Here is a 14,328-nt window from a genome sequence, read left to right on the forward strand (position 1 = left end):
AGGTACAAAAGGCAAGAAAGATCGCTCGTCTGCAAAAAGAAGCGCAAAAACTCGGGCTTACACTTCAAAATGCAGCTTGATTATGAACCAATTACTTGCACGTCATTATAAGGTACGAAGCAATCCCAAACTATACAGGGCCAACCTATAAAGCCGCTCTGCTTATTGGGGATTGCTTCGTGCCTCGCAATGACGGTTTTGTTTTATAGCCTTTTTGTCATGGGTAACGATAGTGAAGCATCTTCTTCACCGGGCACCTTCGCCCTGCATTGCCGCTAAGCATGTCGAAGAAGATCCTTCGCTATCCGTCCATGAAAAATAAAAAATGGGTCATGCTGAGCCTATCGAAGCATAGTGGGCAGGCCTCTGCGCGCGAGTCTTCGACAGGCTCAGACTGACAGGCCCCTTCCTTCACCCAACTACAACCGGCCTTTTCCCATATCTATTTATAACCTCGGCCAAAATCAAATTAGGCACCCAGCTTAAAAAGGCAATGATGAGGTAGTTATTATGAAAATTTACGCCGTTCCCTAAAACGGTAAACAGCCAGATGTAAAAACGCAAAGTAACAGCGCCGAAGGCGAGGGCATAGCTTCGGTTCATCATTTTTATATGATCGTCAATGCGGCCATTTTTAACCAGCAGGAACGCTGCTAAGGTAAATACTACCCAAAGCGTATTTTGCAGGAGGAAGGAGATAAACACACCTGTACCGCGGTTTATAAAAAGCGTCATCACATACGCACCCGGCGCTGCAAAAAACAGCACGCCGAGTACATATAGTTTTCCTAATGCGCGGTGCAGCGGTTTATTATTGTATACCTTTTTTGAAAACTGGAAAAAGCCTGCCAGCAGGATCACGCTGCTGCCTATAATATGGCAATAAAAAGCAGGCAGGTACCAGCCGGTTTTAATCGCAGCTTCCTTAATGTGCAAAAAGTAGGAGTCGTGATTAAAATTCCAGTACTGAACAAATGTGCCGGCACAGAGTATAAACACCCAGAAAAAGGCAAAATATCTTAATATGCGGCCTGTAATGCTCATTTGGCGGCTAAAGTATTGGTTTTTATCTTGGTGCTGCTAAGTTTTTTAACCAGGAAGTTGATGTTGAATTTATCAATGGCAGTTAATGAATCGTCAACATTACTGAGGTTGCCTCCGTTGTACCTTTCAAACTGATCATTAAATGCATCGTTCCATTGTTCGCTTTTAAATTTATACTGGTATGAAGCGTAGATCTCATTCTTCATATATTGTAAAACGCTGGTTGGTAAATTATCAGCGCGTACGCCTTTACTGTCCCGGTCATTAGGGGCACCCAGCAAATAGCATCCCTGCAAATATGAATCATTCATTTTAACGTACTGTGTAAAGCCAAATATCCTTTTGCCCGGTAATGGAACCAGTTTGCCGTTTTTAATTTGCAGGTAATGATAGTAGGGGCCTTCAATAATTCCGGCCCTTTCGATATTTGCTGTAGTTTTAAATTCAATAAGTGAATCACTAATTGCCTTTAAAGAATTTTCATTGCAGGCCCCCGATAAATAACCGCCGCCTTCGGCCCGTCCGTAATATGTTTGGGCGCTGAAACCCATTACCCGGTTTGTCCTTTTATCAACCACTACCAGCTTTTTCTCGGTATATAAACCACCCCTGGCCCCAAGATAATTGCCCACCAGCGAATAAAAGGCACTTTTAAACCAGCTGCTATCCTGCTTTTGTGTACCGGTAAAACTTATCGACATGTCAACATCGCCTTCACCATCTTCATTCATGCTTTGCACGCGTTTGCGTAAAGGATTTTGAAAATCGATGTAGGCAGGTACTATTTTCCAGTCGGCCAGGTACGATGGCGGGATCACAATACAATTAGTGCTTTCACGGTCATTGTATTCCATAATGTTTTTTGAACTTTTATCCGAAAGATCAAATGACGAGCCGAAGGTTTTGATTTTGGAAAGCTCATCGGCTATTTTGAAATCAGTTAGTTTATCTGTTATGCTGAGGTCTTTTTTCAGGTAAAAGTAATCGGCATCTTTTTTTAGCAGTGCCAGGTTATCGCCATCATTATTCAGCGGATAAATTTGGTCATATATTACCGGTACCACAGCTTTGCCATTAAGGTCATATAAGCCCCTGTTTTTGCCAAGCTCAACCTCTACGAAGCCGTTTAATGTTCCGCCAATGTTATGGATCAGGTCGTAAGCCGGTGGAATGATCTCCTTTAATGACGGACTTATAAGCCCCATTTTGTAAGTGGGTTTACCAGGAATGGAGTCCGGGTAGTAAAAATTACGGTTTAAAACACCTTTTATCACATAGAAGTAGGTTTGCTTGTTTACATGCTCAAACCATAAAACGCTATCATAACGTGTTTTCAATTGATCGGCGGTTTTAAAGGCGGCAAGGGTTATCGGCTCATACACATCCTTATCCGCTAACGATTTGCCGGCTATTTTCTTTTGATAGGCCAGGTAATCACGTCTAAAACGATCGGCACTTACGCTGATGATCTTGAATTGTCCATCGCTCAATTTGTGAATGGTAAATGTTATGGCCGATAATTTAACTGGTACATTATCACCGCTAAAATTAACTTTTACAAATGCCTTGGCTAAATCATTGCCGGTAAACGTAATGTCGTTGTCCGTAAAGTTAAGCTCTGTCCTGAACAGGGGCATAGCTTTGCCGCCCAGGTTGGTTTTTCCGGATAAAACTTTAATGAGCAATGTTATCGCTTTACTATTTTTATCGGTTTCAAAAAACTGTTGCAGTGAATCGATATCGCCGGCTTTAGCATGACGGTTAAAGTCGTTCAAAAATCGAATTACATTTTCCTTATCGCCGCTTGCCTGGTGCTTGCATCCGGCAAAGAAAATACCTCCAAGGGTAATCAAAAACACGGTTAATGTGATTAGTAAAGGTTTGGTTTTCATTTTATCGGCATTAATTGGGTTGTATAAAAAAAGCACCCCTAAAGGTGCCTTTTTTATATGATTTATGGTAATTATTTTGCTGCAAGCACATTTGGTTTTATTGCAGGCAGGCTTTTCAGCTTCTGATCTATCCACTGAATATTATATTTATCTATCTCTGTAAGGGAATCCTGAACACTGGCGTTGACAGGTTTATAGCGGCTGTAAAATTGTTGTGTGAAAATATCGGTCCAGCGTTTGTCTTTAAATTTGTAATTATAGTCGGCGTAAATCTCATTTTTCATGTACCTCAGCACTTCTGGTGAAATTGCCCCGCTACTGGTCATTGTATACGTCCAGTTGGCATCGTTCCTTTTATAGCACACATAGCAGCCCTCAATAAAATGATTATCCATTTTGAGGAATTTGGTAAAGGCAAAGATCCTTTTTGTATTCATGCTTTCTTCCACTTTTCCGTTTTGAATCTTTAATAAGTGAAATACAGGCAGTTCGTTAAGATACGTATTGTTATATAGTTCAATATTGGCAACAGAAGTTGCTTTTACTTCCAATAATGAATCACTGATGGGGTTTATGCTAAATTCGTTGCACCGCCCGCTGAATTCGCCTCCTCCTTCTTCGGTGTTAATATTTGTACGGATGTTGTAACCATATAGCTTATTGTTTTTATTATCGATGAGCACCATGTTATTACTATCGTAAAATGAGATGCGGCCACCTATAAAATAATCACGAATGGAGTAATAAGCGCTTTGTATCCAGTTATCGCTGCTTGCTGCAGTGGCATTTACAGGGAGGGCCTTGGCTTTTACAATGTATTGACTGCTTGATTCTTCAAAATAAACATGGTTCCGCAATGGGTTTTTAAACTCCTTAACTTCTTCAATCAGTTTAAGGTCAACAAGGTATGAAGGGGGAATGTAAATGGCGCCATGCTGTTCTTTTGAGTTGAACTCGGTGATGCCTCCGGCCGGGCTTTGGTTTAAAGTGAACGAAGGTGGTTGTTTAAGTTTACTGAAGATATCGCTAACGCGGATGTCTGCTTTTTCCGAAATGGTGTAATCGCTTTTTAGCCAGAAATAATCATCACCTTTCCTCATGGCAGCAATGTTTTCGCTGTCATTCAGCGGAAATACCTGGTCATATTCAACCGGTATTACAATTTTTCCGGTCAGGTCATAAAAGCCCCGTTTATGATCTTTTTCTACTTCGATAAGATTAGGGAAGGTGCCTCCGATAGTATGTACAAGATCATAATCTGCCGGGATGATCTCTTTATAATCGGGGCCTGCCAACCCCATTTTATAGGTTGTAGAGGTATCTTTTGGCTGTTCGATCTGTTCAAAAAAGTTCCATTTTCCTTTTACTACGTAAAAATAGGTTTGATCTTTAATATGGCTAAACCAAACTACGCTATCATACCTGGTTTTTAAGTTTGATGCATCGGCAAATGCCTTTAAGGTTGCAGGACTATAAATTTCTTTGTCACTATAGTTTTTTTGCCAGGCACTGCTTTTATACGCCATATAATCAGTCATAAAGCTTGTTCCGTCAACCTGGTATATTTTATATCTGTTGTATTCGTTCTTTTGAATGGTGAAAGTCAAAGAGCTTAGTTTGCTGCTTAGATGATCGTCGCTAAAAGTTACCGGCACAACTGCTGTGGCAAGCATTTGATCGGTAAATGTAATAGTGCTTTGATCAACATTTAGTTCAAGCTTAAAGGAAACTTCAGGATTTTTAGTTTTATTGATCAGGGCGGTAAGCAGCCGGTTTAAAGGTTCGCCTTTTTGGTTACCTGCAAAATAACTGAACAACGAGTCGCGGTTACCTTTAGCCACTTGCCGGTTAAAATTTTTCAGGAATTGGGTTATATCACTTTGCCTGGGAGAAGACATGCTCTTTTTTTTGAACAGAAAGTAGCCGCCGATAGCCAGAATAATAACAGAAACTGCAATAATGAGGATAGGTTTGGTTTTCATGCAACCAAGATAATGCATTTTTTGAAATAGCGAAAACGGGCTAAAATCCTTATAAATAGCATGATAAATATTGTTTATATTGTATGTTAAATATATAGTTAAAATCTATACATCATTGATTATAAGTATTCGGGGTGCGGCTTGAAATTTTTATATTTGCATAAACATTAAAAGAAATATCAAAATATGTTAACGATAGGACAAAAATTCCCCGAATTTTCTAAAACAGCAGTAGTAAGCCTTGAAAAAGGTAAAGAGTTTGAAACCCTTACTTCTGAGTATTTAACCAACGATGACAACGTTTGGACTGTAATGTTCTGGTGGCCAAAAGATTTCACTTTTGTTTGCCCTACTGAAATTGCTGAGTTTAACAATAATTACGGCGAGTTCCGCGACCGTGAAACCCGTTTGATCGGTGCTTCTACCGATTCTGAATTTGTTCACGCTGCCTGGAGAAGGGATCATGACGATTTGCGTGGTCTTAAATTCCCTATGCTTGCTGATACTTCAAAATCATTAGCCGAAGACCTGGGTATTTTAGAACCAACTGAAAAAATCGCTTACCGTGCTACTTTCATTATCGATCCTACCGGTATTATCCGTTGGGTATGTGTTAACGACCTGAGCGTAGGCCGTAACGTTAAAGAAGTATTACGTGTACTTGACGGTTTGCAAACTGACGAGCTTTGCCCTTGCAACTGGGAAAAAGGTCAGGAAACTTTAACTGTATAATCATACAACAGATAATTGTCCCCGTACTGGATTTCGGTGCGGGGATTTTTTACACCCTATTTAAGCGGTTTTGTACGTGGAGACGCATAATTGCGTCTCCCGTAGGACAAACCGTTTTTCAAAGTTTCACTCTTGATTTGCATGCGGGAGACGCAATTATGCGTCTCTACAGGATAATCTTTGAGGGAGATAAAAAACTCAATCCCGAAAATCATGAACGAAAGTACCGAAGTAATCCAGGAGATACTACAAAGTATCGGATTAGATATTAATTACCGTACCGTAAGCCTAAGCTTATTGGAAACAGGCGAATCACGCTACCTGCGTGATTTAAAACTGAACTTTACCAGCACCCTTACCTCGGCACATTTAAGCAATAAAGAATGTGCATTGTTGGGTTTGGCTACCGCAGTTAACAATAACAATTTGCCGCTTACCAACTACTTTACCAAATACGCTAAAGAAAGTGAAGCTACCGATGCTGAAATTGGCGAGGCCGTTGGTTGCGCGTCATTGCTGGCATCAAACAATATATTTTACCGTTTCAGGCATTTTACCCAAAAAGAAAAATACACCCAGATCCCGGCGCGGATCCGGATGCAGCTAATGATGAAGCCCGTAACAGGTAAGGAGTTTTTTGAACTGGCCAGTTTAGCTGTATCGGCAGTTAACGGTTGCGAGATGTGTGTGAACGCACATGAGGATTCGCTTATAAAATTAGGCACCACCGAAGAGCGTATTTTTGATGCTGTACGCATAGCATCCTTAGTTACAGCTACAGGTAAAGTAATATTTTAGCAAGCTTAATTTATTAAAACAATAAAAAAGGCATGAAATAATAAAATTTCATGCCTTTTTCATAAATAGTATTTTATTACAGAATTAAATTTGCGATTATAAATTAAAAACCAGTAAATTTATACCTTAAGATTAAACAAACCCCGGTCACAATACTTTTGCTAAAAACAATTGTTCCTCCGGGGGGAGTAACTTAAATTTTAATTGTTAATTTTTTTTGGGGAAAGCCGTTCCGGTAATAGTGGAACGGCTTTTATCATTTTAGTGCGAATCAGCAACGGCCTTCAGCTTTTTGAACGGCTGCAAATAAAGCAGCGGTATCGAAAACAACATCACGAGGCCTGATATCCAATAAGCATCATCATATGTTAACAACAAGGTTTGCCTTGTAACCATTCCCTCAATTGCCTGGTAAGCCATATGAGTGGCATCCATAATTGATTTGCCTTTTGCCATAAAGCCTTGTGTAAGCGTATGCAGGCGATCATTAAAAGGATTATTGTATGGATTGATATTTACCAGCAGGTTATTACGGTGCACACCCTGGCGGATATGGATAAGCGTAGTAAGCGTTGCAATACCAAACGAACCACCTAACTGGCGCATCATGTTGTTCAAACCGGATCCCTGGCCTAATTCCGGCCCTTTAAGGTCGGCCATGGCAAGTGTGGTAAGCGGCACGAATAACAAAGCCATACCCACACCACGGATCAATAAAGGAACCAACACGTCTTTTTCGCCTGTAGCCAGCGTTGAGCCGCTCAGCATATGTGTAAACACATAAAACAGGAACATGCCCGCTGTGGCCATAAATTGAGCCGGGATGCCTTTATTAAGCATCTTACCTATAAAAGGCATCATGACAATTGTACACAAACCACCGGGAAACAGCAACTCGCCGGTTTGCTGGGCGTTAAAGCCAAGCAGGTTTTGACAAAACACCGGGAATACGAACACCGAACCATACAAACCAAACCCGAGTATGAAGGACGTAAACATCCCCACGGCAAAACTCCGGTGCCGCAGGATGCCGAAATTCACTATCGGGTGCTCCGTGCTCATCTCGCGCCATATAAATAATATGGTTCCTAACACTGCCGATATGGTTAATATCAGGATGTAAGGTTTTGCAAACCAGTCTTCACTTTCGCCTTTTTCAAGTACGGTTTGTAAGCTGCCTACAGCAATAGCCAGCAGCACGATACCCCACCAGTCAACCGGTTTGCCTTTGGCATCCTTGGGTGTTTCGCGCACAAAGGTATATGTGCAAAATGCCGCCAGCGCTCCTACCGGGATATTTACATAAAAGATCCATGGCCATGAATAGTTTTCAACTATCCAGCCACCAATAGTAGGGCCTACAGTTGGGCCTACTACCGCGCCAAGACCGAAAAGGGCTGTTGCTGTACCAATTTGTTCGCGTGGCCAGGTTTCAAGCAATATGGCCTGCGCGGTCGAGATCAACCCGCCGCCGGCAATACCCTGTAATATCCTGAACAGTACCAGCTCATCCATACTGTGTGCGTTACCACATAAAAACGATACAATGGTAAACACGATAATGGATGTCATGAAATAATTTTTACGCCCAAAACGGCCGCCCAGCCAACCCGACATGGGCAATATGATCACGTTTGCTACCGCATAGCCGGTAACTACCCAGGCCACATCCTCAAGGGTTGCACCAAGGTTACCCTGTATGTGAGGCAGCGCCACGTTAACGATAGTGGTATCTATCAGCTCCAGTAACGAAGCTGTGATCACCGTAATGGTGATGATCCACTTTTTAAAGCCAGTTTCAGCCATAGTATTATCCTTTAATTACTGATACGTTTACGCTCATACCCGGGCGTAATTTTGCAAGCTCCTCTTTAGTGCCGTTAATTTTAATTTTGATAGGCACACGTTGTACAACCTTTACGAAGTTACCGGTAGCATTATCCGGAGGAAGCAATGAAAATTTAGCGCCTGTAGCAGGTGAAAAATTATAAACTTCGCCTTCCAGTTTCATATCAGGGTAAGCATCAACTTCAATCTCTACTTTTAAACCATTTTTGATATCGGTAAGCTGTGTTTCTTTGTAGTTGGCAGTAATGTAAAGACTGTTGTCATTAACAATTGAGAACAATGTTTGACCAGCCTGTACCAGCTGACCTAATTGTACATTCTTTTTAGATGCCAAACCACTTGCAGGTGATTTTACCTGGGTATAGCTTAACTGAAGTTTTGCATAATCAATATCAACCTGCTTTTGTGATACGCCTGTATGTGTAACGGCTAACTGGCTACGGGTTGTACCAATTTGCTCAACAGCGGCTTTATACTGATCTTGTGATGCTTTGTAGTTTGCTTTTGCAACATCCAGATCGGCTTTGGCCTGGTCAAATTGTTGTTGGGTTACTGATCCGTCTTTTACCAGGTTGGCATAACGGTCATAATCTTTCTGCACTTTTTCTAAATGTGCCGCGTTTGATGCAACCTGGGCTTTAGCGCCAGCTGAATTTGCCTGGTTAGCGAAGATCTGTGACTGGTTTACACCAATACCTGCGCTTGCGCCTACCTGTGCAGCCTGGGCTTGCTCTACTTTTATTCTATAATCGTGGTCATCAATTTTAACCAGCGGCTGACCAACATTTACGTGGGTATTTTCTTCAAAATAAATTGAATCAACATATCCGCCAACGCGGGCAACTACGGGGCTGATATCGCCGTCGATCTGCGCATCATCAGTATCAATGTGTTTACTGAAGTAGATATATTCTTTTATACCGAAAATTACGCCGCCAATAAGTACTATGCCTAATATGATGGGGATAACTTTGTTTTTCTTTTTCGGTTGTTCCGTTGTTTCTTGTTCCTTTGCCATTTTATTTAAAAGGTTTGGTATAATTATTTGTTGATTTTTCCTGTTGATTTTTGTAAAGTATAGTAAGCAAGGCCTGCATCGGCTTTAGCCAGCTCAAGGTTGATCTGTGCCTGGTAAAGCAGGGTTTCTGCATCGGCCCTGTCTGTAGCTGATGCTATATTGCTTTTGTATTTTGATTCCAGGATCTTGTTGTTTTCACCTGCCTGGTCAATAGCTGTTTGTAAAAGTTTGATCTTTTCAAGCGCCTGGGTATAGCTCTGATAGCTTTGGTTCACTTCGTCTTTTATCCTGTCAGTAGTGATGCCTTTGTTAATCTCAACCTGCTGCTCCTGGATCTTAGCTTCGGTAACCTTATTCTTATTGGTCCAAAGGGAACTGAAGTTCCATGATACTGTTAAGCCTACCGATATAGGGGTGATAAAATTACCGCTTTTAGGTATCGGATTAGCGCTCACGTCAACATAATAAGCAGCAGCTGATGCACCTACCGTAGGCAGTTCGTTTGCTTTAATGCTTTTAGTATTGGTTTCGGCAACACGGCTGCGTAAGGCAAACTGTTTAAACTCGGGGCGGGCAGCCATCGCGCTGTCAAGGTATGATGTCAATGGAGCAACTTGCCTGTCAGCCTCGGTAATCTGATCGATGTTTAACTGTGTACCTTCTGGTAAGCCCAACAACACGTTAAGATTGTAGTTGATGATACGGCGGTTAGTTTCCAGGTCAACACCATTAACCTCAATGTTTGAGCGCTGTAGTTGAAAGCGCAACACATCGTTCTTGGTTACCAAACCCTGGTCAAAAAAGCGCTGTGCCTGTTTAATCTGCCCGTCAACAGTAGTAAGGTTTTGAGCCACTACCTTTTTGCTTTGCAGTACCTTGTAAAGGTTATAGTACGAGCTGATGATATCATAAACTACCTCGTCTTTATCATTTTCAATATCCAAACGGGCAACCTGGGTAAGCAAGTCGGTAGATTGGCGGGCGTATTTCAATTTATTACCGCCAAATATGGTTTGGTTTAAGGTTAGGATACCTAAATACGCATCGGCGTGCGATGGCAGGTTAAAGCTTTCAGAACCAAGGGCCAGTCTGTTAGCAGGTATCTGGGCGCGATTGTAACCATAGCTCACTTTACCTGTTGGCAAAGCTTCGTCTTTCGCCTGGTTATATTGAGAAACAGCCTGCTCAACTTTCGAGTGCGATAGTTTTAAAGTTTTGCTGTTGTCGAGGCCCAGTTTGATGGCTTCATCAAGTGTGATTGTCCTGTCTTGTGCGCTGGCTGCAAAAGGCAGGCTTAAAACCATGAGGGCGATACTGCCGCGCAAAACGGGCCGTAACACCTGCTTTAATAGTTTAAGGTGATTGGTTTTGTTATTTGGAGTTGTCATGTTCATTAACTAAATAAGCTTTTAAAAGTCTTTTCATGTATGTTTTTACGCGTGGTTTCAGTTCATTTTCCATAAACTTTTCATCACGAATATCATGTCCCAGTATTAACGATGATATCTGCGGCATGTTAATTATATAATTTTTTGTGCCAAAAAGGGTGGCTATGACCAAAGGGATATCGGCATCTTTATTAAACTGGCCGCTGTTAACGCCCTCTTCCATGATCCTTTTTACTTCGTATACGTTTACCATCAATATTTCGATGATCTTATCGGTAAGGTCGCCGCGTTTATTCATGGATACTTCCCTGTTGATGAGCTTTTGAAAACAGTTATTGGCAATAATGCGCTCAACGTAGTTATCAATACATTTATCCAGTTTATTCCAGGCTGATATGCTGTCGTCATTGCCGATGTTTTGCAGCAGCGTACGGAATGAATCGATCTTTCGTTTAAAAATTGCGAGGAAAAGCCCTTCTTTTGATCCAAAATAGTAATTGAGCATAGCCATGTTTACACCGGCTTCGCCTGATATGGTACGGGTGGAGGCACCGTCATAACCAAGATCCGCGAATACCTTTTCGGCTATGTCGAGGATGTGGTCTTTTTTATCTATTTTATCTTTTTCCATTGTTTTAACGGCACAAAATTAATCAAACGATTGATTAAGCGTATCGGGTTGAAGCAGAAAAAGTTAATCGGTTGATTAAGATTACCATCGAATGACAGATTTGTTTGCGATGCTTAAAAAAATTGTAATAATTGAAAGTATTTGTTGAAACATTTAATGTTAACCCTTGAAAATCTTAACAGATTGATGGTCACAGTAATCGTTTTGTTATATTGTTGATACAGGAAATACAGAATATCTTTCTTTCAATATATTTGTCGTTATGAAGCGTATCCACCTCATTGCAGTATTCCTGTTTGCAACTGTTTTATCAAAAGCCCAAACCAATCCGCCTACTGATCTCGGCACTATCCAGCAAAATTTAAAAAAGCTTGATGTGCTGGGCAGCGTGTTGTATGTAGCGGCGCACCCTGATGATGAAAACACCCGCCTGCTGGCCTACCTGGCGCAGGAAAAACATTATCGTACCGGTTACCTGTCACTCACCCGCGGTGATGGGGGGCAAAACCTGATAGGCAATGAGCAAAGTGAGCTGCTGGGTTTGATCCGTACCCAGGAACTACTGGCTGCCCGCCGCATTGACGGCGCTGAACAGTTTTTTACCCGCGCCAACGATTTCGGCTTTTCAAAAGGGCCGGAAGAAACACTGAAGATCTGGGATAAAGAGAAAGTATTGGGCGATGTAGTTTGGGTGATCCGCAAGTTCAGGCCCGATGTGATCATTTGCCGTTTCCCTACTACAGGCGAGGGCGGCCATGGCCATCATACTTCATCGGCCATATTAGCCCAGGAAGCTTTTACAGCCGCAGCCGATCCAAACCGTTACCCTGAGCAATTGCAATATGTAAAACCATGGCAGGCCAAACGCCTGATGTGGAACACTTTTAACTTTGGCAGCACCAATACCACCGCAGCCGATCAGTTTAAGATAGATGTTGGTGTTTATAACACCACCTTAGGTAAGGGCTACGGTGAAATAGCAGCCGAAAGCCGCAGTAACCATAAAACGCAGGGTTTTGGCTCGGCCAAACAACGCGGCGAATCGTACGAATTTTTTAAAACCATTTTAGGCGATGCTCCGCAAAACGACCTGATGGATGGTGTTAACACCACCTGGAAACGGGTTAAAGATGGTGAAGCGATCTCGACCTTAATAGGAGTGATCAACCGTAATTTTATCAGCGAGGCCCCCGAAAAATCGCTTCCTGCATTGGTTCAATTGTTGATGAAAGTGGAAAAAGTGCCGGATACCTATTGGCGCGAACAGAAAACGAAAGAACTGAACAACCTGATTGCTGCATGCGCCGGGCTTTGGTTTGAGGCTTATGCTACTGAGCCAACGTATGCATTAGGCGATAAAATGAGTTTACGTGAACAAGTGATCAACCGGTTTAATTACAAGGTGAAGATCAATAGTGTTATTAATGCCGACAATACCTTAAACCTGAATAGTAAGGTTTTGCCAACCAACCAACTGCAAACGTTTGAGGATAATATGGTAGCTTCAAAGCTTACCCAACCGTATTGGCTGGCTGCACCGCACCCGATTGGTGTTTATACCCTGCCAGATAATACACTTGCAGGTAACCCTGAAAACCCCGATCTGCCAAAAGTTACTTTCCAGTTTATTGTGGAAGGCAAGCCTATTAACATTGACCGTCGGATTTTATACAAATATGTCGACCCGGTTAGGGGAGAGGTTTATCAGCCTATTGAAATAACACCGCCCGTTACGGCAAATATTGATAATAAGGATTACATTTTCAGCACACAGCAGGCACAAACGGTATTGATAAACCTGAAAAGTTTTACCAAAGCAAGCGGTACCATCAGTCTTAAACCTGCAGCCGGCTGGAAAATAAGCCCCGAAAAGATAGACTTTACCAATAAAGATAAAAATGATGAATGGTCGGTAGCATTTACAGTTACCCCAACCGAGGGCAAAACTAAAACGACCGACCTGGAAGCAGTGGTTAACGCTAACGGTAAACCGTTTTCACTCAGTCTTCGCCGCATCAGGTATGATCACGTGCCGGCTATTACGCTGTTCCCGCCCGCACAAACAAAGCTTGTTTACCTCGACCTGAAAAATAATGGAAAGAAGATAGGCTACATTGCCGGTGCCGGCGACCAGATGCCCGAGGCTTTGCGCCAGGTAGGTTATGAAGTACATATGCTAACTGAAAACGAGGTAATGAACGGTGATTTGTCAGGATATGATGCCATAGTTACCGGGGTACGCGCTTATAACGTGAACGACCGCCTCGCTTACCAGCAACCCAAACTAATGGAGTATGTAAAGAACGGCGGTAACCTGGTGGTTCAGTATAATAACAACAACGGCATAGTAGTAAAACAAATAGGCCCTTATCCTTTCACCGTAGTGAACAGGAGGGTTACCGATGAAAATGCCGAAATAACTGTTTTGGATCAGCAAAACCCGGTATTGAACTATCCCAACAAAATAACCAGCGATGATTTCAATGGCTGGATCCAGGAGCGTGGTTTGTATTACGTAAGCAATATCGATCCGCAGTACAAAGCCATTTTGCAAATGCACGATAAAGGCGAAGAGCCGCTTAACGGATCATTAATAGTTGGTGATTACGGCAAAGGGAGGTTTGTATACACCTCGCTGGCATTTTTCAGGGAACTGCCTGCCGGCGTGCCGGGGGCTTACAGATTGTTTATTAACTTGTTGAGTAAGCCGAAAGCGACAAGCGGTACAAATTGATATCTCTCTCGGCTCAATTTACTCATACTGGCGCAAGTGTTGTGCGGTTGTTTGTGGGGATGCTCTCATGCTGGCGCAAGTGTTGTGCGGTTGTTTGTGGGAGGGCTCACTTGTGCCTGTCAAAGCACAAGTCATCCGCCCACATGATCCGGCCCACAAGACTTGCGCTAAAGGAGGGTGATAACGAGCCAATGAAGCACAAAACCATACTCATTTGTCATTGAAATTAACTTTTAAAACAGCACAATCCTTTTACAAAAT

10 protein-coding genes are annotated in these 14,328 nt (G+C 42.3%); 3 read left to right on the plus strand and 7 right to left on the minus strand.

Going from position 1 to position 14,328, the window contains the following annotated elements; genetic code table 11:
- Positions 1-411: 411 nt before the first annotated feature.
- From ACFFGT_RS21020 to ACFFGT_RS21030, 3 genes are all read right to left on the minus strand, one after another.
- Positions 412-1,044 carry a DUF2306 domain-containing protein gene (locus ACFFGT_RS21020; protein ID WP_377024478.1) on the minus strand — a complete coding sequence of 211 codons (633 nt, stop codon included), beginning with the start codon at positions 1,042-1,044 and terminating at the stop codon, positions 412-414.
- The gene (locus ACFFGT_RS21025; RefSeq protein WP_377024479.1) at positions 1,041-2,936 is read right to left on the minus strand and encodes a WG repeat-containing protein; all 1,896 of its coding nucleotides are present in this window, start codon (positions 2,934-2,936) and stop codon (positions 1,041-1,043) included. The genes ACFFGT_RS21020 and ACFFGT_RS21025 overlap by 4 nt, the downstream gene beginning before the upstream one ends.
- A 71-nt stretch (positions 2,937-3,007) precedes the next feature.
- A complete protein-coding gene (locus ACFFGT_RS21030) occupies positions 3,008-4,918 on the minus strand; it encodes a WG repeat-containing protein (RefSeq protein ID WP_377024480.1) in 1,911 nt (636 codons plus the stop codon).
- Between the two features lie 186 nt (positions 4,919-5,104).
- Between ACFFGT_RS21030 and ACFFGT_RS21035 the strand changes: the two genes are divergently transcribed.
- Together ACFFGT_RS21035 and ACFFGT_RS21040 are read left to right on the plus strand one after the other, a co-directional pair.
- Positions 5,105-5,650, plus strand: coding sequence for a peroxiredoxin (locus tag ACFFGT_RS21035; protein ID WP_377024481.1), 546 nt, complete (start codon positions 5,105-5,107; stop codon positions 5,648-5,650).
- A gap of 213 nt (positions 5,651-5,863) precedes the next feature.
- Positions 5,864-6,448, plus strand: a complete 585-nt coding sequence (locus ACFFGT_RS21040; RefSeq protein WP_377024482.1) for a carboxymuconolactone decarboxylase family protein — start codon at positions 5,864-5,866, stop codon at positions 6,446-6,448.
- A 261-nt stretch (positions 6,449-6,709) separates the two neighbouring features.
- Here ACFFGT_RS21040 and ACFFGT_RS21045 read toward each other — a convergent pair whose 3' ends face one another.
- Genes ACFFGT_RS21045 through ACFFGT_RS21060 form a run of 4 tightly spaced genes read right to left on the minus strand, consistent with a single transcriptional unit; the run spans position 6,710 to position 11,333 of the window.
- Positions 6,710-8,254, minus strand: a complete 1,545-nt coding sequence (locus ACFFGT_RS21045; RefSeq protein ID WP_377024483.1) for a DHA2 family efflux MFS transporter permease subunit — start codon at positions 8,252-8,254, stop codon at positions 6,710-6,712.
- Between the two features lie 4 nt (positions 8,255-8,258).
- Positions 8,259-9,314: an HlyD family secretion protein gene (locus tag ACFFGT_RS21050; protein ID WP_377024484.1), complete on the minus strand. Its 1,056-nt coding sequence runs from the start codon at positions 9,312-9,314 to the stop codon at positions 8,259-8,261.
- Between the two features lie 23 nt (positions 9,315-9,337).
- Positions 9,338-10,702 (minus strand): TolC family protein, encoded by a 1,365-nt coding sequence (locus ACFFGT_RS21055; protein ID WP_377024485.1) that lies wholly within the window; start codon positions 10,700-10,702, stop codon positions 9,338-9,340.
- A complete protein-coding gene (locus ACFFGT_RS21060; protein WP_377024486.1) occupies positions 10,686-11,333 on the minus strand; it encodes a TetR/AcrR family transcriptional regulator in 648 nt (215 codons plus the stop codon). Before ACFFGT_RS21060 ends, ACFFGT_RS21055 begins: the two co-directional genes overlap by 17 nt.
- 262 nt (positions 11,334-11,595) lie before the next feature.
- Between ACFFGT_RS21060 and ACFFGT_RS21065 the strand changes: the two genes are divergently transcribed.
- Entirely contained in the window at positions 11,596-14,067 is a 2,472-nt protein-coding gene (locus ACFFGT_RS21065) for a PIG-L family deacetylase (protein WP_377024487.1), read from the plus strand.
- The last annotated feature ends 261 nt before the right edge of the window (positions 14,068-14,328 follow it).

The sequence above is a fragment of the Mucilaginibacter angelicae genome (assembly GCF_042434235.1).
GTDB lineage: Bacteria > Bacteroidota > Bacteroidia > Sphingobacteriales > Sphingobacteriaceae > Mucilaginibacter > Mucilaginibacter angelicae.

Bases quoted from the DNA above. Each gene is read 5' to 3' on its own strand.
- ACFFGT_RS21025 (WP_377024479.1), bottom strand. From the start codon at position 2,936: ATGAAAACCAAACCTTTACTAATCACATTAACCGTGTTTTTGATTACC.
- ACFFGT_RS21020 (WP_377024478.1), bottom strand. From the start codon at position 1,044: ATGAGCATTACAGGCCGCATATTAAGATATTTTGCCTTTTTCTGGGTG.
- ACFFGT_RS21030 (WP_377024480.1), bottom strand. From the start codon at position 4,918: ATGAAAACCAAACCTATCCTCATTATTGCAGTTTCTGTTATTATTCTG.
- ACFFGT_RS21040 (WP_377024482.1), top strand. From the start codon at position 5,864: ATGAACGAAAGTACCGAAGTAATCCAGGAGATACTACAAAGTATCGGA.
- ACFFGT_RS21035 (WP_377024481.1), top strand. From the start codon at position 5,105: ATGTTAACGATAGGACAAAAATTCCCCGAATTTTCTAAAACAGCAGTA.
- ACFFGT_RS21055 (WP_377024485.1), bottom strand. From the start codon at position 10,702: ATGACAACTCCAAATAACAAAACCAATCACCTTAAACTATTAAAGCAG.
- ACFFGT_RS21060 (WP_377024486.1), bottom strand. From the start codon at position 11,333: ATGGAAAAAGATAAAATAGATAAAAAAGACCACATCCTCGACATAGCC.
- ACFFGT_RS21065 (WP_377024487.1), top strand. From the start codon at position 11,596: ATGAAGCGTATCCACCTCATTGCAGTATTCCTGTTTGCAACTGTTTTA.
- ACFFGT_RS21045 (WP_377024483.1), bottom strand. From the start codon at position 8,254: ATGGCTGAAACTGGCTTTAAAAAGTGGATCATCACCATTACGGTGATC.
- ACFFGT_RS21050 (WP_377024484.1), bottom strand. From the start codon at position 9,314: ATGGCAAAGGAACAAGAAACAACGGAACAACCGAAAAAGAAAAACAAA.